Here is a 24,302-nt window from a genome sequence, read left to right on the forward strand (position 1 = left end):
CAGGCCGCCCCGGCCGCGAAGCCCGCCGCCAAGCCGGCCGCGGCCCCGAAGAAGGCCGAGCCCGCCGCCGAGGCCCCCTCGGGCCCCGAGCAGGTCGTGCTGCGCGGCCCCGCCGCCGCGGTCGCGAAGAACATGAACGCCTCGCTGGAGGTGCCCACGGCCACGTCCGTGCGCGCGGTCCCGGTGAAGCTGCTGTTCGACAACCGCATCGTCATCAACAACCACCTGAAGCGCGCCCGGGGCGGGAAGATCTCCTTCACGCACCTGATCGGCTACGCGATGGTGCAGGCCATCAAGGCCATGCCGTCGATGAACTACTCCTTCGCGGAGAAGGACGGCAAGCCGACCCTGGTCAAGCCGGAGCACGTCAACTTCGGCCTCGCGATCGACCTGGTCAAGCCCAACGGCGACCGCCAGCTCGTGGTCGCGGGCATCAAGAAGGCCGAGACGCTGAACTTCTTCGAGTTCTGGCAGGCCTACGAGGACATCGTCCGCCGCGCCCGCGACGGCAAGCTGGGCATGGACGACTTCACCGGCGTGACGGTCTCCCTGACCAACCCCGGCGGCCTCGGCACCGTCCACTCCGTGCCGCGCCTGATGCCCGGCCAGTCGGTGATCATGGGCGTCGGCTCCATGGACTACCCGGCGGAGTTCCAGGGCACCTCCCAGGACACCCTGAACAAGCTCGGCATCTCGAAGGTCATGACGCTCACGTCGACCTACGACCACCGGGTCATCCAGGGCGCCGCCTCCGGCGAGTTCCTGCGCATCGTCGCGAACCTGCTGCTCGGCGAGAACGGCTTCTACGACGACGTCTTCGAGTCGCTGCGCATCCCCTACGAGCCGGTCCGCTGGCTCAAGGACATCGACGCCAGCCACGACGACGACGTCACCAAGGCCGCCCGCGTCTTCGAGCTGATCCACTCCTACCGGGTCCGCGGCCACGTCATGGCCGACACCGACCCGCTGGAGTACCAGCAGCGCAAGCACCCCGACCTGGACATCACCGAGCACGGGCTCACCCTGTGGGACCTGGAGCGCGAGTTCGCCGTCGGCGGCTTCTCCGGCAAGTCGATGATGAAGCTGCGCGACATCCTCGGCGTCCTGCGCGACTCGTACTGCCGCACCACCGGCATCGAGTTCATGCACATCCAGGACCCCAAGCAGCGCAAGTGGATCCAGGACCGCGTGGAGCGCCCGCACTCCAAGCCGGAGCGCGAGGAGCAGCTGCGCATCCTGCGCCGCCTGAACGCGGCCGAGGCGTTCGAGACGTTCCTGCAGACGAAGTACGTCGGCCAGAAGCGCTTCAGCCTGGAGGGCGGCGAGTCCGTCATCCCGCTGCTGGACGCCGTGCTGGACTCGGCCGCCGAGTCCCGTCTGGACGAGGTCGTCATCGGCATGGCCCACCGCGGCCGCCTGAACGTCCTCGCCAACATCGTCGGCAAGTCGTACGCGCAGATCTTCCGCGAGTTCGAGGGCAACCTCGACCCGAAGTCGATGCACGGCTCCGGTGACGTGAAGTACCACCTGGGCGCCGAGGGCACCTTCACGGGCCTGGACGGCGAGCAGATCAAGGTCTCCCTGGTCGCGAACCCCTCGCACCTGGAGGCGGTGGACCCGGTCCTGGAGGGCGTCTCGCGCGCCAAGCAGGACATCATCGGCAAGGGCGGCACGGACTTCACCGTCCTGCCGGTGGCGATCCACGGCGACGCGGCCTTCGCGGGCCAGGGCGTGGTGGCCGAGACCCTGAACATGTCGCAGCTGCGCGGCTACCGCACCGGCGGCACGGTCCACATCGTCATCAACAACCAGGTCGGCTTCACCGCGGCCCCCGAGTCCTCGCGTTCCTCCATGTACGCGACGGACGTGGCCCGCATGATCGAGGCCCCGATCTTCCACGTGAACGGTGACGACCCGGAGGCCGTGGTCCGCGTCGCGCGGCTCGCGTTCGAGTTCCGCCAGGCCTTCAACAAGGACGTGGTGATCGACCTCATCTGCTACCGCCGCCGCGGTCACAACGAGTCGGACAACCCGGCCTTCACCCAGCCGCTGATGTACGACCTGATCGACAAGAAGCGCTCGGTGCGCAAGCTGTACACCGAGTCCCTCATCGGTCGCGGCGACATCACCCTGGAAGAGGCCGAGCAGGCGCTCCAGGACTACCAGGGCCAGCTGGAGAAGGTCTTCACGGAGGTCCGTGAGGCCACGTCCCAGCCGGGCACGGTCGAGTCCACGGACCCGCAGGCCGAGTTCCCGGTCGCCGTGAACACCGCGGTGACCACGGAGGTCGTCAAGCGGATCGCCGAGTCCCAGGTCAACATCCCCGACAACATCACCGTCCACCCGCGTCTGCTGCCGCAGCTTCAGCGCCGGGCGTCGATGGTCGAGGACGGCACGATCGACTGGGGCATGGGCGAGACCCTCGCGATCGGCTCCCTCCTGCTGGAGGGCGTCCCGGTCCGCCTGGCCGGCCAGGACTCGCAGCGCGGTACGTTCGGCCAGCGCCACGCGGTCATCATCGACCGCAGCACGGGTGAGGAGTACACGCCGCTGCAGTACCTCTCCGAGGACCAGGCGCGGCTGAACGTCTACAACTCCCTGCTGTCCGAGTACGCGGCCATGGGCTTCGAGTACGGCTACTCGCTGGCCCGCCCCGAGGCGCTCGTGATGTGGGAGGCGCAGTTCGGCGACTTCGTCAACGGCGCGCAGACGGTCGTGGACGAGTTCATCTCGTCGGCCGAGCAGAAGTGGGCCCAGACCTCCGGTGTCGTCCTGCTCCTGCCGCACGGCTACGAGGGCCAGGGCCCGGACCACTCCTCGGCCCGCCCGGAGCGCTTCCTCCAGATGTGCGCCCAGAACAACATGACGGTCGCCATGCCGACGTCGCCGTCGAACTACTTCCACCTCCTGCGGTGGCAGGTGCACAACCCGCACCACAAGCCGCTGGTGGTCTTCACGCCGAAGTCGATGCTGCGTCTGAAGGCGGCGGCGGCGAAGGCGGAGGAGTTCACGACCGGGCAGTTCCAGCCGGTCATCGGCGACTCCTCGGTCGACCCGGCCGCGGTCAAGAAGGTCGTCTTCTGCGCCGGCAAGGTCTACTACGACCTCGAAGCCGAGCGCCAGAAGCGCGGTGCCACGGACACGGCGATCATCCGCATCGAGCGCCTGTACCCGCTGCCGGGTGCCGAGCTCCAGGCGGAGATCAAGAAGTACCCGAACGCCGAGAAGTACCTGTGGGCTCAGGAGGAGCCGGCGAACCAGGGTGCCTGGCCGTTCATCGCGCTCAACCTGATCGACCACCTGGACCTCGCGGTCGGCGCGGACGTCCCGCACGGCGAGCGGCTGCGGCGCATCTCGCGCCCGCACGGCTCGTCCCCCGCGGTGGGTTCCGCGAAGCGGCACCAGGCCGAGCAGGAGCAGCTGGTGCGTGAGGTGTTCGAGGCGTAACCGCCTTCGCGCAGTTCGTGTGCGGCCGGGCCGCACCCCGCTCAGGGGGTGCGGCCCGGCCGTTTGTGCGCACCTATCCTGGGAGCATGTACTTCACGGACCGTGGCATCGAGGAACTGGAGAAGCGGCGCGGCGAGGAGGAAGTCACCTTCGAGTGGCTCGCCGAGCAGCTGCGGACGTTCGTCGATCTCAATCCCGACTTCGAGGTCCCGGTGGAGCGGCTGGCGACGTGGCTCGCCCGGCTGGACGACGAGGACGACGAGTAGGGAACGGCTCCGGACGCTGCGGGGCCGTCAGCCCTGTGGGCGTGCGAGGTCATGGGCCAGGCCCAGGGCACCGTGCGCGAGGAGCAGGATCCCGGCCGCTCCCACCACGATCAGCCGCGTGGGCCCGCTGGGTCGTAGCCAAGCCCGGCGCGCCCTGCGCGAGGAACCGGATCCGCCCGCTCCCGGGACATCAGCCGCGCGGGCGTGCGAGGTCATGGGCCAGGCCCAGGGCACCGTGCGCGAGGAGCAGGATCCCGGCCGTGGCCCAGCCTCCGCCCCGCCGCCGCAGGCCCCTGACGAGGAGCGGCAGGCCCGCCGCCATCTGCGCGAGGGCCAAGGCGCGGGCCCGGGGGCCTCCCGTCCAGGGCATCCAGGGGCTGAGGCGAGCATGGCTGGCGGGGCCGTGTCCCGCGCCCCCCTCCCGTGGGCCGGGGCTGTCGACGGGCCTGCTGTCCGGCCGGCGGGCGGCGGCTTCCCGGAGGCGGCCGGCGCTTTCGCCGGGGGCCAGTTCCGCGGGCAGGCAGACACCCGCGCGCGTCAGGACCGCGAGCAGGCCGCGCAGTCGGCTGCGCGCGTCGGCCGCCGGGTCGGGTTCGGTCAGCCGGTCCAGGTCCTGGACGTCCAGGACGGGGTCGAGGCCCATCCGTGCGGCGAAGGTGCGCATCGCCTCGTCCTCCCCCGCCGGAACACCGCTCGCGAGCCAGACGAACCCGACCGGGCGGCGGAAACCGGACGCGAGGGTGAAGCCCGCGTGGTCGGTGTCCCACCACAGGGCGAGGACGGGCCAGGGAGCGCCGACGGCGAGGGCCGTGGCCCAGCCGGTGGCCACACGGTCGACGGGCTCGGCGCCGTCCCTCCATGGCCGCCCCTCGGGGACGAGCACGCTCCACGCGTCGCCCGCGGGCGTGAGCTGCATCGGCTCGCGCAGGAGACCGGCGACGGGGGCCACACGCCCGGGCGTGGCCCGGCACAGCAGCAGCGTCCCCGCTGCGGGACCGTTACGGGCGGCTTCCGTCGACATGGTCACACGCTAGGGCGAATCGGCGGATTGTGAGTACTTATGCCCGCCTACCCCTCCCCAGAACGGGTGCCTTGACTTTCCCCGACCGCGATATATCGTGAATACGAGAGGACGCGATATGGCGCGTCGAGACGGGGAGGCCTGCACCATGTCCGAGTGGTCCGTCACGGAACCGAGGAAGCTCACCTTCGACGAGCCCGTGAGCAATCTGCACGTGCGTCTCGTCAACGGCACGGTGAACGTGGTGGGCACGGACGAAGGGTCCGCCCGCCTGGAGGTCTCCGAGATCGAGGGTCCGCCCCTGGTGGTGACCCAGCAGGGCGGCGTCCTGACGGTGGCCTACGAGGACCTGCCCTGGAAGGGCTTCCTCAAGTGGCTGGAGCGCAAGGGCCGGGGCCGCAGCGCGGTGGTCTCCCTGGCCGTCCCGGCCGGCACCCGCGTGGAGGTGGGTGTGGTCGGCGCGGCCGCCGTGGTCTCCGGGATCCAGGGTCCGGCGGTGGTGAAGGGCGTCACCGGCGACACGACGCTCGTCGGCCTCTCCGGCCCGGTCCGCGCCGACACGGTCTCCGGCAGCCTGGAGGCCCAGGACGTGACCGGCGACCTCCGGTTCCACTCCGTCTCAGGCGACCTCACGGTGGTCGAGGGCTCCGGCCCCTCCGTGCGGGCGGATTCGGTGAGCGGCTCGATGATCGTCGACCTCGACCCGGACGGCCCGACGGACGTGCGGCTGACCAGCGTCTCGGGTGAGATCGCGATCCGGCTGCCGTACCCGGCGGACACGGAGGTCGAGGCCAACACCGCGAGCGGCTCCGTCTCCAACGCCTTCGAAGGCCTCCGGGTGCACGGCCAGTGGGGCGCCCACAAGATCACCGGCCGCCTCGGCGCGGGCACCGGCAGACTGCGGGCCACCACCGTCTCCGGCTCGATCGCCCTGCTGCGCCGCCCGGCCGGAGAGGACGAGCCCGCAGAGCCGTGGGACACCCCGCCTGCGGCCCACAGCGCGGCGACGGCCCCGGCGAGCGGCCCCGAGAGCGGCTCGGGAGACAATTCCGTCTCCGGCCCGGGCGAGGCCCCCACCACCGCCCCGGCCGACGGTACGACCGACAAGAAGGTGCTCTGACATGCCCCCCGTCTTCGCCCACGGCCGCCTCCGCCTCTACCTGCTGAAGCTGCTGGACGAGGCTCCTCGCCACGGCTATGAGGTGATCCGCCTGCTGGAGGAGCGGTTCCAGGGGCTGTACGCGCCGTCGGCGGGCACGGTCTACCCGCGCCTGGCCAAGCTGGAGGCCGAGGGCCTGGTCACCCACACCACCGAGGGCGGCCGCAAGGTGTACTCGATCACCGACGCGGGCCGCGCCGAACTGGCGGACCGCAGCGGCGAGCTGGCCGACCTGGAACTGGAGATCAGGGAGTCCGTCGCGGAACTGGCCGCGGAGATCCAGGCCGACGTGCGCGGAGCCGCCGGCGACCTGCGCCGCGAGATGCGCGCGGCGGCGACCGAGGCCCGGCGGGACACCGGCACCAGGGACGACGGCCCGGCCGGGGCCCCCTACGGCGACTTCTCGCAGTACGGCGACAGGGAGACCTGGCGCATCGCCAAGGAGGAGATGCGCCGCGCCCGGCAGGAGTGGAAGGAGCAGGCCCGGCGGGCGAAGGACGAGAGCCGCCGCGCCCGCGAAGACGCCCAGCGCGCCCGTCGCCAGGCGAAGGAGGCCCAGGAACAGGCCCGGGCGCAGGCCCAGGAGCAGGTCCAGCGCATCACCCGCCGCGTCCAGGAGCAGGTGCAGGACCACTTCGCCCGCGGTGACTGGCCGACAGGCCTGCGCGAGGGCCTGACCGAACTGGTCAAGGAAGTGGGCGAGTTCGGGAAGGACTACGGCAAGGACCTCGGCAAGGACCTCGGCTTCGACTGGACCGGCACCGGCAGGTCGGCCGAGGAGCCGAGCCACGCACACCCCCCGGAGGACTTCCCGGCCGCCTACGAACCGGCCTGGGCCCATGAGGACGCCGCGGACTCCACCGGTGACCCGGCCCGCGACCTGGACCGCTTGCTCGACCGCTTCCGGGACGACATCCGCGACGCCGCCCGCGACCACGGCGTCACCCCCGACCAGCTGCGCGACGCCCGCCGCCATCTGTCGACGGCAGCGGCCCACATAGGAGCCCTCCTGCGCACACAGCAGAAGTAGGCGCCCGGGGCGCGGCCCGTCAGCCCGCCTTGGCCTCGCCACCACTGCCGTACAGCACCCGCACCAGGTGCTCGTACGTCACCCCGTGGTCGGCGAGGACCTCGGCCGGCACACCGGGGCGCAAGGTCAGGGCCAGCAGGATGTGCTCGTCCCCGATGTGCCGGTCCCGCTGGGCGAGGGCGACCCGCAGGGAGCGTTCCAGCACGTCCTTGGCCCCCCGGCCGAAGGAGGTGCGCCCCGACCACCACCGCTTGTCCTTCCGGTCACCGGCCAGGGCGCCCACCCCATGCGCCTCCTCCACCCGGGTGACGATCTCCTCCACGTCGATCCCCAGCCCGGCGAGCGCATCGGTCTCGGCCTGCGTCAGCCCGGCCCGCCGCCGCGCCTCACGCAACGCCTCCCGCACGGACTCCCGCCGCTCACCGAGGCCGAGAGCCGCGAGCGCGAAGGAGCCCCGACTGCCCTCCCGGTCGAGCAGCGCCAGCAGCAGATGCTCCGGCTCCACGACCTGCCCGCCCTCACCACCCCCGTCCACGTACGCGTACGCGCCCTTCACCACGTCGCGGGCGTCCTTCGTGAACCGCTCGAACATCAATGCCTCCCGTACTTCTTGTGCACGGCCTGCCTGCTCACACCGAGTTCGGTGGCGATCTCCTGCCACGACCAGCCTTGGTTGCGCGCGTTGCGCACCTGCACGGCTTCCAGCTGCTCCAGCAGCCGGCGCAGTGCGGCGACGGCCCGCAGGCCGACCCGTGGGTCACGGTCACCGGCGCGTTCGGCCAGATCGGTTGCTTCGGTCATACCGTCAACCTACGTTGACATCCCCTTCGCGTCAACCACAGTTGACATACGAAAACGGCCGGCCCACCCGGGACCGGCCGTCGACACCTTCAGGAGGACTCAGGGATTCGTCAGCACGACCTTCCCGAACTGCTCACCCGAAGCCAGCCGCTCGAAGCCCTCACGCGCACGGTCCATGGGCATGACCTCGTCGATGACGGGCCGCACCCCCGTCGCGGCACAGAACGCGAGCAGGTCCTCCAGTTCGTCCTTCGTGCCCATCGTGGACCCGACGACCTTGAGTTCGAGGAAGAAGATCCGGGTCAGCTCAGCGTGCGAGGGCCGGTCGCCACTGGTGGCACCGGAGATGACCAGCGTGCCGCCGGGCCTCAGCGACTTCACCGAGTGCGACCACGTGGCAGCCCCGACGGTCTCGATCACCGCGTCGACCCGCTGAGGCAACCGCGCCCCTGACTCCAGGGCCTCCACGGCCCCCAGCTCCAGGGCCCGCTTCCGCTTGGCCTCGTCCCGGCTGGTGGCGAAGACCCGGAGCCCGGCGGCCTTCCCCAGCACGATCGCCGCCGTGGCGACACCGCCACCCGCACCCTGCACCAGCACGGAGTCACCAGGCCGGACCCCCGCGTTGGTGAACAGCATCCGGTACGCCGTCAGCCAGGCCGTGGGCAGACAGGCGGCCTCCTCGAAGGAGAGCTCCTTGGGCTTGGGCAGGACGTTCCAGGTCGGCACGGCGACCTGTTCGGCGAAGGTGCCCTGATAGCGCTCGGTGAGGATGGAACGGGGTTCCTTCGGGCCGACCCCGTGTCCGCTCTGTCCGATCACGGAGTGCAGGACGACCTCGTTGCCGTCCTCGTCGACACCGGCGGCATCGCAGCCGAGGATCATCGGCAGCTTGTCCTCTGCGAGGCCCACGCCACGCAGGGACCAGAGGTCGTGGTGGTTGAGGGAGGCGGCCTTGACCGTGACGGTACTCCAGCCGGGGCGGGCCTCGGGAGCCGGACGCTCTCCCAACTCCAGGCCGGAGAGCGGCTGGTCGCGGTCGATTCGGGCGGCGTAGACAGCGAACATGGCCTTGACGATAGGTTCCTCCACCCGCCGAGTGGAACCACCGACCCCTGTGAGACACACCCTCTTGCCAACGCCCGGGGTCGGTGCCGCCGCACGAGCGGACCCGCACCCGCGCACGGCGAGAAGGGGACGTGTCGGGGGGTGTGCGCCCGCAGCGGTTGGCGCGTCAACGCCAGTCAGTCGGCATGACACCCCATCGCGCCGTTCCGAGGACGGACATCCCCCGGCGGGGCCCCGCCCCACCCCTCCCGGTGTCACGCGAAGGCACGCACCCCCACCGAGGCAGCCACAGGCGACACGACCCAGGCGCGCACCCCCACCGAGGCAACCACAGGCGACACGACCCGCACCACCCGAACAGCCCCGCCCGAACGCAATGAAATGGCCCCGCCCGATCCCGGGCAGGGCCACATCACACCGGCGTCGGCGCCGACGTCAGCGCCGGGCCACACCCTCGGCCCGGGCCGCAGCCGCCACCGCGGCCGTGACCGCCGGAGCGACCCGCTCGTCGAACGGCGACGGGATGACGTAGTCGGCGGCGAGATCGTCCCCGACCACAGCGGCCAGCGCCTCCGCGGCGGCCAGCTTCATCCCCTCGGTGATCCGGGAGGCCCGCACCTGAAGCGCCCCCGCGAAGATCCCCGGGAACGCCAGCACGTTGTTGATCTGGTTCGGGAAGTCCGACCGTCCGGTCGCGACGACCGCCGCGTACTTGTGCGCGACCTCGGGGTGCACCTCGGGGTTCGGGTTCGCCATGGCGAAGACGAACGCGCCCTTGGCCATCGTCGCCACCGCGGACTCCGCGACCGTGCCACCGGAGACGCCGATGAACACGTCGGCACCATCCAGCGCCGCCTCCAGCGACCCGGTGATCCCGGCCTTGTTCGTGAACCCGGCCAGCTCCTGCTTCACCGGCGTGAGGTCGTCCCGGTCCGCCGACACGACACCCTTGCGGTCGGCCACCGCGACATCCCCGATCCCGGCCTCCACCAGCATCTTCGCGATGGCGACACCGGCCGCGCCGGCGCCGGAGATGACGGCCCGCAGCTCACCCAGCGCCCGCCCGCTCAGCCGCGCGGCGTTCCGCAGGGCCGCCAGCGTCACCACGGCCGTGCCGTGCTGGTCGTCATGGAAGACCGGGATGTCGAGCCGCTCCTGGAGCTTCCGCTCGACCTCGAAGCACCGGGGTGCCGAGATGTCCTCCAGGTTGACCCCGCCGAACGACGGCGCGAGCCGGACCACGGTCTCGACGATCTCGTCGACGTCCGTGCAGTTGAGGGCGATCGGAACCGCGTCCACGCCACCGAACTGCTTGAACAGGATCGCCTTGCCCTCCATCACCGGGAGGGAGGCCTCGGGCCCGATGTCACCGAGACCCAGCACGGCCGTACCGTCCGTCACGACGGCCACGACCGATGACTTCCACGTGTAGTCGTGCACGAGCTCCGGCTGCTCCGCGATCGCGCTGCACACCTTCGCGACGCCGGGCGTGTACGCCAGGGACAGGTCGTCCTTGTCACGGACCGGCACGGTGGCCTGCACAGCCATCTTGCCGCCGCGGTGCAACGCGAACGCCGGGTCGAAGGAGTCGAGGGGCTCCGCACCGCCCTCGTGGTCCGTATCGCCGGTCTTGCTCTCGCTGCGAGGATTGACGATCTCCGCTGCCACTTCGTTTTACCCCTTAAATCTTCATTGTTTTGAGGGTGGCCACTCCTGGTGAGGGGTGGGCGGGCACCGCGCAGGCCCATGTCGTGCTTGTACGTGTATACGTACGGGCGCGTACGCGACGGGCGCGCCGCACACGCGCCCTGAGCCCCGGATGAGGGGTGTAAAGACCCTTCTTACCGGACGGATGGCGTCGACGACGAGTCCATAACGCGAAGGTCACATGACAGCGCCCTGACTCTTCGTCCAAAATCGGGACAAGGCCTGGACAAACCAGCCACAACCACTCAACCATCAGCGAAGCTCGCGTGCCCCGTCTTGAAATCCCGGGATATGCCGAAGTTCTTCCGGCCGGAAGGGGTGATTCCCATAGAAGGTCCGGCCGTGATGTACCGGGGTGGTGCGGTTCGGGGGTCGCCCGTTATCCGATTTTGACATGGCTGGCCCCCAGAATCGCGCAGTCCGAATGGCAAGATGCCGTAATCACACGAGGTCGCGACACTCGAAGAGGTGTGCTCTCGTCGACCCACGGCACTGCCGAAACCTTCGGCGTGCCACGGCGTTGCCGAACCCATCGGCAGCGGCCCGCCCCATCGGCAACTCCACCCATCCGCCGGAGGAACCCACCATGACCGCAAGCTCCACCCGTCGTACGACCGCCGCGCACTCCCGGCTAGCAGCGGTCGGTGCGATCGCGGTCGCAGGCGCGCTGATACTCACCGGCTGCGGTGACCAGACCAAGGACACCGGTTCGAGCGACACGGCGGCCTCGGCCCCGCTCGCCGACAAGCTGCCCCAGGCCATCCGCGACAAGGGCGTCATCAAGGTCGGCTCCGACATCGCCTACGCCCCGGTCGAGTTCAAGGACAGCTCGGGCAAGGTCGTCGGTATCGACCCGGACCTCGCCGCCGCCATGGGCAAGCAGCTCGGGGTCGACTTCCAGTTCGAGAACGGCACGTTCGACACGCTGATCACGGGCCTGCGCTCCAAGCGGTACGACATCGCGATGTCCGCGATGACCGACACCAAGGACCGCCAGGAGGGCATCGACTCCGACACCGGCAAGAAGGTCGGCGAGGGCGTCGACTTCGTGGACTACTTCACCGCCGGTGTCTCGATCTACACCAAGAAGGGCGATGACCAGGGCATCAAGACCTGGTCCGACCTGTGCGGGAAGAAGATCGTGCTGCAGCGCGGCACGGTCTCCGAGGACCTCGCCAAGGCGGAGTCGAAGAAGTGCCCGGCCGGCAAGAAGATCGCCATCGAGCCCTTCGACAACGACCAGCAGGCCCAGACCCGCCTGCGCGCGGGCGGCGCCGACGCCGGCTCGTCCGACTTCCCGGTCGCCGCGTACGCGGTGAAGACCTCCGGCGGCGGCAAGGACTTCCAGCTGGTCGGCGAGCAGGTCGAGGCCGCCCCGTACGGCATCGCGGTCGCCAAGAACCAGACGCAGCTTCGGGACGCCCTCAAGGCCGCCCTCGACGCCGTCATCAAGAACGGCGAGTACGAGAAGATCATGAAGAAGTGGGGCGTCACGGACGGCTCCATCGACGCGGCCACCATCAACGGCGGCAAGTGACCGCAGGTCAGCGGCACTGAAAGGCAACACCCGTGACTGTTGACATCGACAAGACGCCGGCTGACACGCCCCCGGCCGGACCGGAGGCCATCAAGGCCATCCCGGTCCGGCACTACGGGCGGTACATCTCCGCCGTCGTCGCGCTCGCCCTGCTGGGCGGCATCGTCTACGCGTTCTCCCAGGGCAAGATCAACTGGGATGCGATCCCGGACTACTTCTTCGACGACCGCATTCTGGACGGCGTCGGCAAGACGCTCCTGCTGACCGTCCTGTCCATGGCGATCGGCATCATCGGCGGCGTCCTGCTCGCCGTGATGCGCCTGTCGAAGAACCCGGTGACCTCGTCGATCGCGTGGTTCTACATCTGGTTCTTCCGCGGCACCCCGGTCCTGGTGCAGCTGATCGTCTGGTTCAACCTGGGCCTGGTCTTCGAGTACATCAACCTCGGGCCGTTCTACAAGGACGAGTGGTCGGACTTCATGACCCCGTTCCTGACGGCGCTGCTGGGCCTCGGCCTGAACGAGGCCGCGTACATGGCGGAGATCTGCCGGGCCGGTCTGCTCTCGGTCGACGAGGGCCAGACCGAGGCGTCGCACGCGCTGGGCATGAGCCACGCCAAGACGCTGCGCCGGATCGTCATCCCGCAGGCGATGCGCGTGATCGTGCCGCCGACGGGCAACGAGGTCATCAACATGCTGAAGACGACCTCGCTGGTCTCGGTCGTCCAGTACCCCGAGTTGCTGCGAGCGGCTCAGGACATCGGCCAGACCTCCGGCGCCCCCGCCGAGATGCTGTTCCTGGCGGCGGCCTGGTACCTGCTGCTGACCTCGGTCTTCAGCGTCGGCCAGTACTACCTGGAGCGGTACTACGCGCGTGGTTCCAGCCGGTCCCTGCCGGCCACGCCGTTCCAGAAGATCAAGGCGAACGTGCTGTCCCTGTCCAACCGCTCGGCGTCGACGGGAGGCACCGCATGACCGCCATGGTCAAGGCCGAGGGCGTTCACAAGTCCTTCGGTCCGGTAGAGGTCCTCAAGGGCATCGACCTGGAGGTGAAGTCCGGCGAGGTGTTCTGCCTCATCGGCCCCTCCGGCTCCGGCAAGTCGACCTTCCTGAGGTGCATCAACCACCTGGAGAAGATCAACGCCGGCCGCCTGTACGTGGACGGTGACCTGGTCGGCTACCGCCAGAAGGGCGACAAGCTCTACGAGCTGAAGGACAGCGAGGTCGCGGTCAAGCGCCGGGACATCGGCATGGTCTTCCAGCGCTTCAACCTGTTCCCGCACATGACGGCCGTGGAGAACGTCATGGAGGCGCCGGTCCAGGTCAAGGGCGTGAGCCGAAGCCAGGCCCGCACGCGCGCCCAGGAGCTCCTGGACCGGGTGGGCCTGGCCGACAAGGCGGGCAACTACCCCTCGCAGCTCTCCGGCGGCCAGCAGCAGCGCGTCGCCATCGCCCGGGCCCTCGCCATGGACCCGAAGCTGATGCTGTTCGACGAGCCGACCTCGGCGCTCGACCCGGAGCTGGTGGGTGACGTCCTGGACGTCATGCGCGACCTGGCCGAGTCCGGCATGACGATGATCGTCGTCACGCACGAGATGGGCTTCGCCCGCGAGGTGGGCGACAGCCTGGTCTTCATGGACGGCGGTGTGGTGGTCGAATCCGGCCACCCGCGCGAGGTGCTCACGAACCCGCAGCACGAGCGGACGAAGTCGTTCCTGTCCAAGGTGCTCTGACGGCACGCACGGCGAGGGGGCGGTACGGAACTCCGTACCGCCCCCTTCGCTCGTCTGCGTCGGCTCTACTTCATGGCGAGCAGCAGGGTGTCCGAGGGCGAGCACCACACCGGCCTGGCCTCGCCGAAGCCCTTCTCGCGCAGCACGCGGGTGTGCCACTGGACCGACGGCGTGTCGCCGTCGGCGTGCTCGCCGTAGATCTCGTAGCGCCGGGCCGTGGGTCCGGCGAGGACCGGGTCCTCGGCGGCGAGCTGCCACCACTCGGCCCAGTCGAGGATGCCGTCCCGCTTGGCCTGTTCCATGCGGGCGTGGCGCTGCGCCCGCTCCGCCGCGTTGATCCGCGGCGTCGACTCGTCGATCATGTGGTCCGCGTTCATGAAGACACCGCCGGCGCGGACGAGTCCCGCGACCTGGCCGTAGAGGTCCGCGAGGGGTTCCCGGTGCAGCCAGTGCAGGGCCGTCGCGGTCAGGACGGCGTCGTAGGAGTCGTACGGCAGCTTCGCCGGCCAGTCGGGGTCCTTGAGGTCGGCGGTGACGAGGCCGACCCGGTCGTCGCCCGCGAAGGTGCCGCCGGCGATGGCGAGGAGGGCCGGGTCGAGGTCGACGCCGGTGCTGGTGGCGTCGGGGAAGCGGGCCAGCAGCCGGGCCGTGATGGTGCCCGTGCCGCAGGCGAGGTCGAGGACGCGCGGAGCGGTGCCCACGACGGCCTCGACCATGTCCAGCATGATCCGGAACCGCTCCTCGCGGTCGGGCAGGTACCACTCCTGCTGCCGGTCCCAGCTCTCCTGCCAGGCCTGCCAGTCGGCGGTGGTCGTCGTGATGTCCGCGTCCGTCATCGAGCCCCTCCCTCGTAATACCCTGGAAGCACCATCAGCTGTTACAAGTGCGCGTCCACGACCCTAAAGCCCCTCCGTAAGGACTACAAGTGGAACTGGCCTATTACTCGGACTACGCCGTGCGCCTCGTCAACACCGAGGAACCGGCCCGGGGCAAGGACGCCCTGACGTCGGTCGAGGCCGTCCGTGACCTGTTCGGCGGCCAGCAGTCGGCGGCGCGCCGCGCCACGGACGCGGACGTCACCCGGTTCCGCTCGGTACGGGCCCGGCTGCGCGCGGTTTTCGAGGCGGCCGACAGCGGCGACGAGCAGCTCGCCGTGGACCTGCTGAACTCCCTGCTGCTGGAGTTCCCGGTCAGCCCTCAGATCTCCGGGCACGACTTCCGGGACGACGACGGCCGCCCCTTGTGGCACATGCACCTGGCGGACCACCCGTCGAACGCCACGGCGGGCTACGCGGCGATCGCGGCGATGGGCCTGGCGTTCCACCTGACCGAGTACGGCGTGGACCGCCTCGGGCTGTGCGAGGCCGCGCCCTGCCGCAACGCCTACCTCGACACCTCCACCAACCGTTCCCGGCGCTACTGCTCCGACCGCTGCGCGACCCGGGCCAACGTGGCGGCCTACCGTGCCCGCAAACGCCTGGAGGCCGACCGGTCGGAGAGGACCGGCCTGGCGGCCGACAGCGCCCAGCCCAGCAGTGCCCAGGGCGACCGCCGGCCGGACCTGCGCGGCCGGTAGCGGAACCGGACCCGCCCCAGCACCAGGTCGTCGGGGACGACGCCGTAGTCGGTGCTGTCGCCGCCGGCGTACGCGTTGTCCCCGAGCACCCACCAGCCGCTCTCGCGCCGCTGAGCCACCCGCTTGACGACCAGCAGGTCCTGCTGGAAGGGGTGCCGCAGCACGACGACGTCCCCGGGCCTGACCCGGCCCCCGTAGTGCACCAGGAGCCGGTCCCCGTGGTACAGCGTGGGCACCATGGACGGCCCGGTCACCTCGGCCACCCCGAAGGGCGGGGCGGGCCTGCCCCGCTCGGACTCCTGCGACAGCTCCGGCATCACCCGGCACCTCCCCGGTTCTTCCTCCACCAGTCTCAGTCTCACCCCGGACTTTTGTCCTAAGCCCATGGGGGCACCCGCGAAAAGCCGTCCCTCACGGAGTAATGTCCCCTGTGAGAAGACGATCACGAGGAAGGAATGCTCCATGCTTTCCCGCCTGTTTGCCCCCAAGGTCAAGGTCAGTGCCCACTGCGACCTTCCCTGCGGTGTGTACGACCCCGCCCAGGCCCGCATCGAGGCGGAGTCGGTGAAGGCCGTGCAGGAGAAGATGGCCGCCAACGACGACCCGCACTTCCAGGCGCGCGCCACCGTCATCAAGGAGCAGCGCGCCGAGCTCGCCAAGCACCACGTCTCGGTGCTCTGGAGCGACTACTTCAAGCCCCCGCACTTCGAGAAGTACCCGGAGCTGCACCAGCTGGTCAACGACACCCTGAAGGCCCTCTCGGCCGCCAAGGGCTCGACCGACCCGGCCACCGGCCAGAAGGCTCTGGACTACATCGCCCAGATCGACAAGATCTTCTGGGAGACCAAGAAGGCCTGATCGCCTTCGTACGGCGAAGGGGCCCGACCGAGAACCGGTCGGGCCCCTTCGTCATGGGCGTCGTCGGTGACACCGGTGGAACCAGTGGACCCGAGTATCAGTGGAACTGAGGGACGATCAGGTAGATCCCGTACGCCACCACGGCCGCGCAGGCGAGGAAGCACAGGGCGGCCTGGGTGAGGCCGAGGGCGAAGGCGCCGCCCCGCAGGGCGCGTGCGCCTTCCAGGCGGGCGAGGCCGAGGATGCCCAGGGCGAAGACGACGACCACGGCGACGGTCGCGCCGACGCTCACCGCTGCGACCTGCCCGAGTGCGGTCCAGTCCAGATGCATGTCGTTCCCCATCGCTCAGGCGGCCGCGCCGACCTTGGCCGGCGGCTCGGTGCGGATGCCGACTTCGTGTGCGTCGTTGACGTTGCGGGCGTGCACCGGGTTGCGGCGCGAGATGACCACGATGCCCGCGGCGAGGGCCGCGCCGACCAGCGCGACGGCCGCCGTGCCGAGGTCCCCGCCGTTCTGCACGACCGCGGCGGCCAGCCCCCCGACCAGTGCGGCGGCGGGCAGGGTGATCACCCAGGCGACGGCCATCCGGCCCGCGACACCCCAGCGGACCTCCGCGAGCCGGCGGCCGAGCCCCGCGCCCAGGATGCTGCCGGAGGCAACCTGCGTGGTGGACAGGGCGAATCCGAGGTGGGCCGAGGTCAGGATGACGGTCGTCGAAGCGGTCTCCGCGGCGAATCCCTGGGGCGACTGGATCTCGGTGAGTCCCTTGCCCATCGTGCGGATGATCCGCCAGCCCCCGAGATACGTGCCGAGGCCGATGGCGAGGCCCGCGGACGCGATGACCCACAGGGGCGGGCCGGCGTCGTGGCCGAGCGCGCCGGCCGAGATCAGGGTGAGGGTGATGACGCCCATGGTCTTCTGCGCGTCGTTCGTGCCGTGCGCGAGCGAGACGAGCGAGGCGGAGGCGACCTGGCCGATGCGGAAGCCCCGGGTGACGGAGTCCTCGCGGGCCCGGTCGGTCAGCCGGTAGGCGAGGTAGGTGGCGAGCAGCGCTGCGACACCGGCCACGACCGGTGAGGCCACCGCCGGCACCAGCACCTTCTCGACGACCCTGCCGAAGTCGACGCCGTGGCTGCCCGCCCCGACCCACACGGCCCCGATCAGCCCGCCGAACAGCGCGTGCGAGGAACTCGACGGGAGACCGACCAGCCAGGTCAGCAGATTCCACAGGATCGCGCCGACCAGCCCCGCGAAGATCATGCCCGGGGAGACGAGGGTGTCGTCCACGATGCCGCCGGAGATGGTCCTGGCGACCTCGGTGGACAGGAAGGCGCCGACGACGTTGAGGACACCGCTGATCAGGACCGCCGTACGGGGAGCGAGCGCGCCGGTGGCGATGGACGTTGCCATCGCGTTCGCCGTGTCGTGGAAACCGTTGGTGAAGTCGAAGGCGAGTGCGGTGACGATGACGACCGCCACGAGGAACGTGATGTGGTCCATTCCTGAATGCAAACAAGCGCGGGCCAATGGACGGGGAACGGTACGGCAATGGCTGGTCAAGGTTCACGCAGGTGGCGGCGGTGCGCCCCTCTACGATCGCGTCCATGAGGATCAGCTGGACGTACGCCTTCATCGATCGCCCACGGGATGCCATCGGCCCCGCCTGCGACTTCTGGACGGCGGTCACGGACACCCGCCTGTCCGAACCGCGCGGCGAACACGGCGAGTTCGTCACCCTGCTCCCCGACGGCGCCGACGCGTGCGTGAAGGCGCAGGCGGTGGGTGCGGGCCCGGGCGGTGCGCACATCGACTTCTGCGTCGACGACGTACCGGAGTTCGCCGCCGCGGCGGTGCGGCTCGGCGCTGAGGTGGTGGCGGACCTCGGGTCACTCGTGGTGCTGCGCTCGCCCGGCGGGCAGTTGTTCTGCGCGGACCCCTGGCGCGGGCAGTCGTCGCGCCCGGGCGTGGTGCGGGGCAGCCGGCTCGACCAGGTGTGCCTGGACGTCCCGCCCTCGGCCTACGCCACGGAAGTCGGCTTCTGGAGCGCCCTGCTCGACGGCTGGGAGTCGATGCCGGGCTCCCTCCCGGAGTTTCACGTGGTCAAGCCACCGCCGGGCCTGCCGGTCCGTCTGCTCCTGCAACGCCTCGGTGAGGAGCGTCCGGCATCCGCCCACCTCGACCTCGCCTGCGCGGACGTCGCGGCGACCCGCGCGCGGCACGAGGCGCTCGGGGCCGTCTTCGTGGCCGGCTTCTCCGGCTGGACGGTCATGCGAGACCCGGCAGGTGGCACGTACTGCCTGACAACCCGGGATCCGGTGACGGGCGCACTGCGCTAGGAATGTCCGGCGGGCGTCTGGCGTAGAAGGGGCGGCGGGTGGTGCGTTCGCCGGGGCGGTGAGGTGCGGTGCGGGGCGAGTGCGGGCAGAGCGCCGTGTGCGCGCGGTGCGGCGAGGGGACGAAGCGGGGTGCCGCGTGCGCGCGGAGCGGCGAGAGGACGCGCGGGGCCACGCGTGTGCGCGGAGGGGCGAGAACGAGCGGGGCGCCGGCGGCCCCCGGCGCGGCGAGAGGACGAGCGGGGCGCCGCAGCGGTCCGTCAGTCGTTCTCGGTATACGTCCCGTACGCGCAGGCCGCGGTCCCGGCGTCCTCGGGCGTCGGGCAGGGCGGCAGGTCCGGGGGCTCGTCGGGATCGGTCGGCTCCCACACGTACGGCCCGGCGGGCTCGGCCGAGTCCTGCATCCACAGCGTCAGCCCGCCCGCGACGGCCACGGCCGGCGCCCACCCGATCACCATGCCGCGCCACACCGTGAGACGCCGCTCCCCCGGTCTTCCCATGCTTCCACGCTAGTCGCCCAACCGCGCCGCCCGGGCGCGGAGGTAGCGCTGCTCGGGCAGGCTGAGGGTCTGCGCGGCCGCCGATTCGTAGGCGGCGCGGGCGGCTTCCGGCTCGCCCGCCCGCTCCAGCAGGTGGCCGCGCACGGCGTCCGGGCGGTGCCCCTTCAACTCACCCTCCAGGGCGTCCACTTCGGCCAGGCCCGCGCGCGGGCCGTGGACCATGGCGACGGCGACCGCACGGTTGAGGCGTTCGACCGGGCCGGGGACCAGACCGATGAGGACGTCGTACAGGCCCAGGATCTCGGCCCAGTCGGTCGACTCGGGCGAGGACGCCTCGTCGTGCACGGCGGCGATCGCGGCCCGCAGCTGGAACGGTCCGGGGCGGCCCCGGGACAGGGCCCGGGTGACCAGCGCGACGCCCTCCTCGATCGCCGCCCGGTCCCAGCGGCCGCGGTCCTGCTCGTCGAGGGGAATCAGCTCGCCGCTCGGACCGCTGCGTGCGTCGCGCCGGGCGTCGGTCAGCAGCATCAGCGCCAGCAGCCCGGCCACCTCGCAGTCGCCGGGCAACAGCCGGTGGACCGTGCGGGTCAGCCGTACGGCCTCTCCTGCGAGGTCGCGGCGCTGGAGCGCGGCGCCGGACGTGGCGGTGTATCCCTCGTTGAAGATCAGGTAGAGGGTCTGCAGGACGGACGGCAGCCGCTGCTCCCAGCGGTCCGGCCGGCCGAAGCGCACACCCCGCACCTTCTGCTTGGCCCGGCTGACGCGCTGGGCCATCGTCGCTTCCGGGACCAGGCAGGCCCGCGCGATCTCCGCCGTGGTGAGACCGCCCACGGCCCGCAGCGTGAGCGCGATCTGGGCGGGCGGCGACAGGTCCGGATGGCAGCACAGGAACAGCAGCGAGAGGGTGTCGTCCTCACGGGGCGCCCGCTCCCCCGGCGGCGGCGCCGTGAAGGCGTCCCGGGGTGTGAGCGCCGCCGCCCGCTCCTCGCGCTGCCGCCGGGCCCGATCACTGCGCAGGGCATCGGTGAGCCGCCGCGAGGCGACCTTGATCAGCCAGCCGCGCGGATTGCGGGGCACCCCCGCTTCGGGCCACTGTCCGGCTGCCGCGAGCAGCGCCTCCTGTACGGCGTCCTCGGCGGCGTCGAAGTGCCCGTACCGTCTGACCAGCGCACCGAGGACCTGCGGCGCGTCACGGCGCAGCAGGTCCTCGATCTCCGGTGGGTTCCTCACCCGTGTGTCCGTCGGCGTCGGCCGGTACGTCAGATGTCCCCGGAACCGTCCATGATCGGACGGATCACGACGGGGTAGTCCGGGGCGCCGGCCGGCTGGGGGCAGCGGGCGACACGGTCGGCGATCTCCGTGACCCGTTCCAGGCTCTCGCACTCCAGGACCCAGTAGCCGGCCAGCAGCTCCTTGGTCTCGCCGTACGGGCCGTCGGTGATCACGGCCTTCCCGTCGTCGCCGAGGGTGACGTGCCGGGTCTGCGCCGGCTCGGCCAGGCCCTGCCCGTCGACGAGCTCACCCGTCTCGGCAAGATCGTCGTTGATCGCGCCCATGTAGGCGAACATCGTTTGCAGCTCCTCCTCGCTCCAGGCCGGGGAGTGCGCCGACGCCTTGCCCCGCATCGCTTCGTAGTCCGCCTGTGTGCCCTGCACCATGACCAGGTACTTCATCAGTCCGCTCCTTCGGCTCTCACCGCCCCGGTGGGCGGCTCTTCACAGGGGACGTCGGAGCCGGGCCGCGTATCTCGACACGGGCTCAGGGATTCTTGGCGGCGGTGTCTCCGGGAGCCGGTTCGGGCGGGATCGTGGCGGGAGGGGCGGTTTCGCCGGGGGCCGGGGGGACCGGCCCGGGGCGGGTGCCTTCGGCGGTGTGGCCGCTGTCCGTGCTCTCCGCCTTGTGGGCCCCGCACTCGGGGTTGCGGCACGGGCCCGCCACCCAGCGCGGGACCCAGGTGCCCAGCGTCTTGTGACGCCGGACGACCGTTTCCACTGGCTGTCCGCAGTCGGGACAGACGTGTCCTTCGCTGCCCATGTCCTCAGAGTAGGCCGGTCGTGGGCTCAGCGCTTCCTGCCGTACGTGCGCACCAGCGCGCCGTTGCCGAACGTGCGCACCGACCCCAGGGTGAACTCCGAGATCGCGCATCCGGAGCCGAACATCGGCATGCCGGTGCCGTACACGAGCGGGTAGGTCTTGATGACGAGCTCGTCGATCTGGTCGAACAGCTCGCCGGCCACCTTCGAGCCGCCGCACAGGTAGATGCCGAGGCCGCTCTCCTCCGCCTTCAGCTCGCGGACCTTGCCTGCCAGGTCGTCCGCGACGATCTCCACGTTGAGGTCGGGCGACTCCTGGAGCGTCCTGGACGCGACGTACTCGCGCAGGTGGGCGTAGGGGCTGGTGATGCCTTCCTTCAGGGCGATGTCGTAGCTGCTCCGCCCCTGGATGACGGTGTCGAACCGCTTGTTGGGCGGGTCGTCGATGCCGAGGGCCCGGCGGGCGTGGGTGGGCAGGGTCTCCGGGTGCTCCACCGTGAGGTAGGCGATGTCCTCCTCGTCGACGAAACGGAACATCGCCGTCCTGTCGCCGCCCGGGTCACCGATGAAGCCGTCGAGGGAGCAGGCGATGTACTAGGTGAGCTTTCGCGAGCCGGTCTTCTTCCGCAGTCCGTCAACGTGACAACGCCAGCTGTAGTACTTCTATTGTAGTGGTCGCAAGGGCATGACAGCAGTCGGCCGAAAGTGAGAGAGGGGTTCCGCATGGTCGGCCGTGCCGGAGGGCGGGCTGCCGGGACCGCGGACCGGACTGCCGGGAACCGCAGATGTTCGGCGGCGCACGGCAGCGCCGCTCTCGCCGTAGGAGGCCCGGGCGGGCTGGTGGGGCCTAGGCGGGTCGGTGGGGCCTGGGCTCCCGCCACATCGGCCACATCGACGGGCCGTCCGGCAGGTCGAGGGCCGGGCCGGCCGGCTCGAAGCCCAGGCGCTCGTACAGGTGGCGACTGCGGGCGTTGCTGGCCTCCAGGTAGGCGGGCAGCCCCTCGCGGTCGCAGCGGTCGAGGACGGCCTCGATGAGCGCGGTGCCGAGGCCCTCGTCCTGGCGGCCGGGAGCCACACCGATCATCCACAGGTACTCGTGGGCCCGCCCGGTGGGATGGACGGCGGCCGTCAGCCGTCCGATGCTCTCCACGCGCTCGTTGTCCGGGTCGACGGCCTCCCGCACCTGGGCCGGCCCCTCGTCCTCCCCGTCGTCGTGGCCTTCGTCGGCGGGCATGGAGAGCCACAGCGCACAGGCCGAGCCGTCCTCGGTGACGTCTATGCGGCCGGCCGCGAGCACGATGTCGGTGAAGGCGGCCATGAGCCGGGGATGCTTGGCACGGCGGTCCTCCACGTCGGGGAAGACCCAGCCGCTCACGGGGTCGTCCTGGAACGCGTCGTCCAGAAGCCGGACGATCAGCTCCCTGTCCGCTTCGCCCGCCGTCCGGATGGCCACACCCATTGCCGCGCCCCTTCGCTCGTCCCGACGGGCGTTGATCGTAGGGCGGTTGGCACCCGCGGAGGGGCGCGGGCGGGATCTTGGCGGGATTCGATCGAACGTTTGCCCAAACTCGACGGATGCGGGGAGGTGGCGGGCCCCGCACACCGTGGGGCAGTGCGGGACCCGCCGACCGGATGCCGACGCCGTGCGGGGTCAGGAGCCGCACGGCCCCGGCGCTCCGGGGCTCTGCCCTTCGGTCACCCGCAGGGGGTTGCCGACGCGGGCGGTCTTCTGCAGTTGCCGCCGACCGCTCACCGTTGAGGCCATACACGGCGCGGCCCGCCAACTGCCGTGGCCCGGCAACTGCCGTGGACCGCCATCCGCCATGGACTCTTCAACCGCTGTGGACCCTTGAACCCTGTGGACCGTCGTCGCTCAGGCCCGTCATCGCTCAGCCCCGTTCATCGCTCAGGCCTGCCGACGCTGGTGCGGCCGGCCATCGCTGACAAGCCGTCGATTGTCGCGCCCGGTCATCGTCACGGCCCGTCAACTGCTGCGCCGTGTCACGAACTCGGCGAGGGCGAGCAGACCGCCTGCCGCCTCCGGGTCCGGTACCGCCCGGGCCAGCTGCTGCATCGCCCGGGCCATCCGGTCGGCCGCCTGGCCCTGCGCCCAGTCTCGGCCGCCCGCGCGCTCCACGGTGCGGGCGATGTCGTCGAGGTCCTCCTTCTCGTTGCTTCGTGCGTACAGTTCGGCGAGTTCGGCCGACGCCGGTGTGCCGGAGGCGAGGGCCGCCACCACCGGCAGCGACTTCTTCCGGGCGGCCAGGTCGGCACCGGCGGGCTTGCCCGTGCGGCGCGGGTCGCCCCATATGCCGATGACGTCGTCGATGAGCTGGAAGGCGAGCCCGGCCTCCCTGCCGAACGCGTCCAGCGCCGCCACCTCCTCGTCCGAGGCACCCGCGTACAGCCCGCCGATGGCGCACGCACTCCCGATCAGGGCGCCCGTCTTGGCCTCCGCCATGGCGAGCACCTCGTCGAGCGTGACCTCGCCGGGGGCGCACCGCTCCATGGCCGTGTCCGCCTGCTGGCCCGCGCACAGTTCCATCACGCAGTCCGCGAGCCGGACGGCGGCGGCCGGAGACGCCGGGTGCGGGTCCTGGGCGAGCAGCCGCAGGGCCAGCGCCTGCAGAGTGTCCCCGGCGAGGATGGCGTCGGCGTCGCCGAACACCGTCCAGGCGGTGGGGCGGTGGCGGCGGGTGGTGTCCCGGTCCATCACGTCGTCGTGCAACAGCGTGAAGTTGTGCACCAGCTCCACCGCGGCGGCCGCCCGAGCCGCCCCCGCCCGCGCCTCGGGCCCGCCGAGGGCCGCCGCCGCGGCGAGGACCAGCGCGGGGCGGATCGCCTTGCCTGAGCCCCCGTCCGCAGAGGTGCCGTCGGCCTGCTCCCAGCCGAAGTGGTGCAGCGCGACCCGGCACATCGGCCCGGGCAGCGAGCCGAGCGCGGCCCGCAGCACCGGGTCGACCTCCGCACGGGCCCGCTCCAGCAGCATGACCGCCTCGTGCCCTTCGGCCGGATCCGGCCCGCCGCCCCTCGGTGTCCGGATGTCCCCCTGCCTTTCCGGAGCCCCGGCCGACGGCCGGGGTTCGGCGCCGCGCTGCCCGCCGCGGGCGGGCGGCGTCGGCTCCCTCCTGGACCTCGTGAGGGCTTCACCCATGGGACCGCCTCGGAGAATGAGCGGACGGTGGCGCTTCCGCTGCCGCTGGGCTCGTACCCCGAGGATCTACCCGCCCGGACGG

At 71.1% G+C, this 24,302-nt stretch carries 26 protein-coding genes; 10 read left to right on the forward strand and 16 right to left on the reverse strand.

Features of this window, described 5'->3' with window-relative positions:
* Both GTY56_RS26520 and GTY56_RS26525 read left to right on the forward strand, forming a co-directional pair.
* Positions 1–3,447, forward strand: a 3,447-nt coding sequence (locus GTY56_RS26520) for a multifunctional oxoglutarate decarboxylase/oxoglutarate dehydrogenase thiamine pyrophosphate-binding subunit/dihydrolipoyllysine-residue succinyltransferase subunit (protein ID WP_161367836.1), incomplete at its 5' end; no start/stop codon positions are given.
* A gap of 86 nt (positions 3,448–3,533) precedes the next feature.
* Positions 3,534–3,713, forward strand: a complete 180-nt coding sequence (locus GTY56_RS26525; protein WP_003992906.1) for a DUF6104 family protein — start codon at positions 3,534–3,536, stop codon at positions 3,711–3,713.
* Positions 3,714–3,903: 190 nt separating this feature from the next.
* On the opposite strand, the gene GTY56_RS26530 is transcribed toward GTY56_RS26525, so the two are convergent.
* On the reverse strand, positions 3,904–4,734 hold the full coding sequence (locus GTY56_RS26530; protein WP_161367837.1) for a hypothetical protein: 831 nt from the start codon (positions 4,732–4,734) through the stop codon (positions 3,904–3,906).
* 148 nt (positions 4,735–4,882) lie between these two features.
* On the opposite strand from GTY56_RS26530, the gene GTY56_RS26535 reads away from it, so the two are divergent.
* Both GTY56_RS26535 and GTY56_RS26540 read left to right on the forward strand, forming a co-directional pair.
* Positions 4,883–5,854: a DUF4097 family beta strand repeat-containing protein gene (locus tag GTY56_RS26535; RefSeq protein ID WP_161367838.1), complete on the forward strand. Its 972-nt coding sequence runs from the start codon at positions 4,883–4,885 to the stop codon at positions 5,852–5,854.
* A gap of 1 nt (position 5,855) precedes the next feature.
* Positions 5,856–6,923, forward strand: coding sequence for a PadR family transcriptional regulator (locus GTY56_RS26540; protein ID WP_161367839.1), 1,068 nt, complete (start codon positions 5,856–5,858; stop codon positions 6,921–6,923).
* Positions 6,924–6,942: 19 nt separating this feature from the next.
* Here GTY56_RS26540 and GTY56_RS26545 read toward each other — a convergent pair whose 3' ends face one another.
* From GTY56_RS26545 to GTY56_RS26560, 4 genes are all read right to left on the reverse strand, one after another.
* On the reverse strand, positions 6,943–7,515 hold the full coding sequence (locus GTY56_RS26545; RefSeq protein WP_161367840.1) for a Clp protease N-terminal domain-containing protein: 573 nt from the start codon (positions 7,513–7,515) through the stop codon (positions 6,943–6,945).
* Positions 7,515–7,724, reverse strand: a complete 210-nt coding sequence (locus GTY56_RS26550; protein ID WP_003992902.1) for an HTH domain-containing protein — start codon at positions 7,722–7,724, stop codon at positions 7,515–7,517. The genes GTY56_RS26545 and GTY56_RS26550 overlap by 1 nt, the downstream gene beginning before the upstream one ends.
* Before the next feature lie 99 nt (positions 7,725–7,823).
* Positions 7,824–8,789 carry a zinc-binding dehydrogenase gene (locus tag GTY56_RS26555; protein WP_161367841.1) on the reverse strand — a complete coding sequence of 322 codons (966 nt, stop codon included), beginning with the start codon at positions 8,787–8,789 and terminating at the stop codon, positions 7,824–7,826.
* Positions 8,790–9,224: 435 nt separating this feature from the next.
* Positions 9,225–10,457 (reverse strand): malic enzyme-like NAD(P)-binding protein, encoded by a 1,233-nt coding sequence (locus tag GTY56_RS26560; protein ID WP_161367842.1) that lies wholly within the window; start codon positions 10,455–10,457, stop codon positions 9,225–9,227.
* Between the two features lie 625 nt (positions 10,458–11,082).
* Here GTY56_RS26560 and GTY56_RS26565 point away from each other — a divergent pair.
* The 3 genes from GTY56_RS26565 to GTY56_RS26575 are packed head-to-tail and all read left to right on the forward strand — an operon-like array spanning position 11,083 to position 13,765.
* Positions 11,083–12,033: an ABC transporter substrate-binding protein gene (locus tag GTY56_RS26565; RefSeq protein ID WP_161367843.1), complete on the forward strand. Its 951-nt coding sequence runs from the start codon at positions 11,083–11,085 to the stop codon at positions 12,031–12,033.
* A 32-nt stretch (positions 12,034–12,065) separates the two neighbouring features.
* A complete protein-coding gene (locus GTY56_RS26570) occupies positions 12,066–13,007 on the forward strand; it encodes an ABC transporter permease subunit (protein WP_161367844.1) in 942 nt (313 codons plus the stop codon).
* A complete protein-coding gene (locus tag GTY56_RS26575; RefSeq protein ID WP_161367845.1) occupies positions 13,004–13,765 on the forward strand; it encodes an amino acid ABC transporter ATP-binding protein in 762 nt (253 codons plus the stop codon). The genes GTY56_RS26570 and GTY56_RS26575 overlap by 4 nt, the downstream gene beginning before the upstream one ends.
* A 65-nt stretch (positions 13,766–13,830) precedes the next feature.
* Here the strand turns inward: GTY56_RS26575 and GTY56_RS26580 are convergent, their stop codons facing one another.
* The gene (locus GTY56_RS26580; RefSeq protein WP_161367846.1) at positions 13,831–14,601 is read right to left on the reverse strand and encodes a class I SAM-dependent methyltransferase; all 771 of its coding nucleotides are present in this window, start codon (positions 14,599–14,601) and stop codon (positions 13,831–13,833) included.
* 89 nt (positions 14,602–14,690) lie between these two features.
* Between GTY56_RS26580 and GTY56_RS26585 the strand changes: the two genes are divergently transcribed.
* Positions 14,691–15,341, forward strand: a complete 651-nt coding sequence (locus tag GTY56_RS26585) for an ABATE domain-containing protein (protein ID WP_161367847.1) — start codon at positions 14,691–14,693, stop codon at positions 15,339–15,341.
* Here GTY56_RS26585 and sodX read toward each other — a convergent pair.
* Positions 15,224–15,658: a nickel-type superoxide dismutase maturation protease gene (gene sodX / locus GTY56_RS26590; protein WP_102912064.1), complete on the reverse strand. Its 435-nt coding sequence runs from the start codon at positions 15,656–15,658 to the stop codon at positions 15,224–15,226. The two genes, GTY56_RS26585 and sodX, sit on opposite strands and share 118 nt — an antisense overlap.
* A gap of 145 nt (positions 15,659–15,803) precedes the next feature.
* On the opposite strand from sodX, the gene sodN reads away from it, so the two are divergent.
* Complete coding sequence (gene sodN / locus GTY56_RS26595; RefSeq protein WP_031140564.1) at positions 15,804–16,199, forward strand: superoxide dismutase, Ni; 396 nt, start codon at positions 15,804–15,806, stop codon at positions 16,197–16,199.
* A gap of 97 nt (positions 16,200–16,296) precedes the next feature.
* Here the strand turns inward: sodN and GTY56_RS26600 are convergent, their stop codons facing one another.
* Together GTY56_RS26600 and GTY56_RS26605 are read right to left on the reverse strand one after the other, a co-directional pair.
* Positions 16,297–16,530, reverse strand: a complete 234-nt coding sequence (locus GTY56_RS26600; RefSeq protein WP_161367848.1) for a hypothetical protein — start codon at positions 16,528–16,530, stop codon at positions 16,297–16,299.
* Between the two features lie 15 nt (positions 16,531–16,545).
* Complete coding sequence (locus GTY56_RS26605; protein WP_161367849.1) at positions 16,546–17,700, reverse strand: inorganic phosphate transporter; 1,155 nt, start codon at positions 17,698–17,700, stop codon at positions 16,546–16,548.
* A gap of 104 nt (positions 17,701–17,804) precedes the next feature.
* On the opposite strand from GTY56_RS26605, the gene GTY56_RS26610 reads away from it, so the two are divergent.
* Positions 17,805–18,536, forward strand: a complete 732-nt coding sequence (locus GTY56_RS26610; RefSeq protein WP_161367850.1) for a VOC family protein — start codon at positions 17,805–17,807, stop codon at positions 18,534–18,536.
* Positions 18,537–18,793: 257 nt separating this feature from the next.
* On the opposite strand, the gene GTY56_RS26615 is transcribed toward GTY56_RS26610, so the two are convergent.
* The 7 genes from GTY56_RS26615 to GTY56_RS26645 form a co-directional block, all read right to left on the reverse strand.
* Entirely contained in the window at positions 18,794–19,033 is a 240-nt protein-coding gene (locus tag GTY56_RS26615; protein ID WP_237525048.1) for a hypothetical protein, read from the reverse strand.
* A 9-nt stretch (positions 19,034–19,042) separates the two neighbouring features.
* Complete coding sequence (locus GTY56_RS26620) at positions 19,043–20,263, reverse strand: sigma-70 family RNA polymerase sigma factor (protein WP_161367851.1); 1,221 nt, start codon at positions 20,261–20,263, stop codon at positions 19,043–19,045.
* Positions 20,264–20,292: 29 nt separating this feature from the next.
* Positions 20,293–20,706 (reverse strand): YciI family protein, encoded by a 414-nt coding sequence (locus GTY56_RS26625; RefSeq protein ID WP_107455498.1) that lies wholly within the window; start codon positions 20,704–20,706, stop codon positions 20,293–20,295.
* 85 nt (positions 20,707–20,791) lie between these two features.
* A complete protein-coding gene (locus tag GTY56_RS26630) occupies positions 20,792–21,067 on the reverse strand; it encodes a hypothetical protein (RefSeq protein ID WP_161367852.1) in 276 nt (91 codons plus the stop codon).
* Between the two features lie 26 nt (positions 21,068–21,093).
* Positions 21,094–21,657, reverse strand: a complete 564-nt coding sequence (locus GTY56_RS26635) for a dihydrofolate reductase family protein (RefSeq protein ID WP_346345590.1) — start codon at positions 21,655–21,657, stop codon at positions 21,094–21,096.
* Positions 21,658–21,913: 256 nt separating this feature from the next.
* Positions 21,914–22,525, reverse strand: a complete 612-nt coding sequence (locus GTY56_RS26640) for a GNAT family N-acetyltransferase (protein ID WP_161367853.1) — start codon at positions 22,523–22,525, stop codon at positions 21,914–21,916.
* Positions 22,526–23,050: 525 nt separating this feature from the next.
* Complete coding sequence (locus tag GTY56_RS26645; protein WP_161367854.1) at positions 23,051–24,220, reverse strand: family 2 encapsulin nanocompartment cargo protein polyprenyl transferase; 1,170 nt, start codon at positions 24,218–24,220, stop codon at positions 23,051–23,053.
* Positions 24,221–24,302: the final 82 nt, after the last annotated feature.

Origin of the sequence: Streptomyces sp. SID5643, assembly GCF_009872555.1 — a bacterium.
GTDB lineage: Bacteria > Actinomycetota > Actinomycetes > Streptomycetales > Streptomycetaceae > Streptomyces > Streptomyces iakyrus.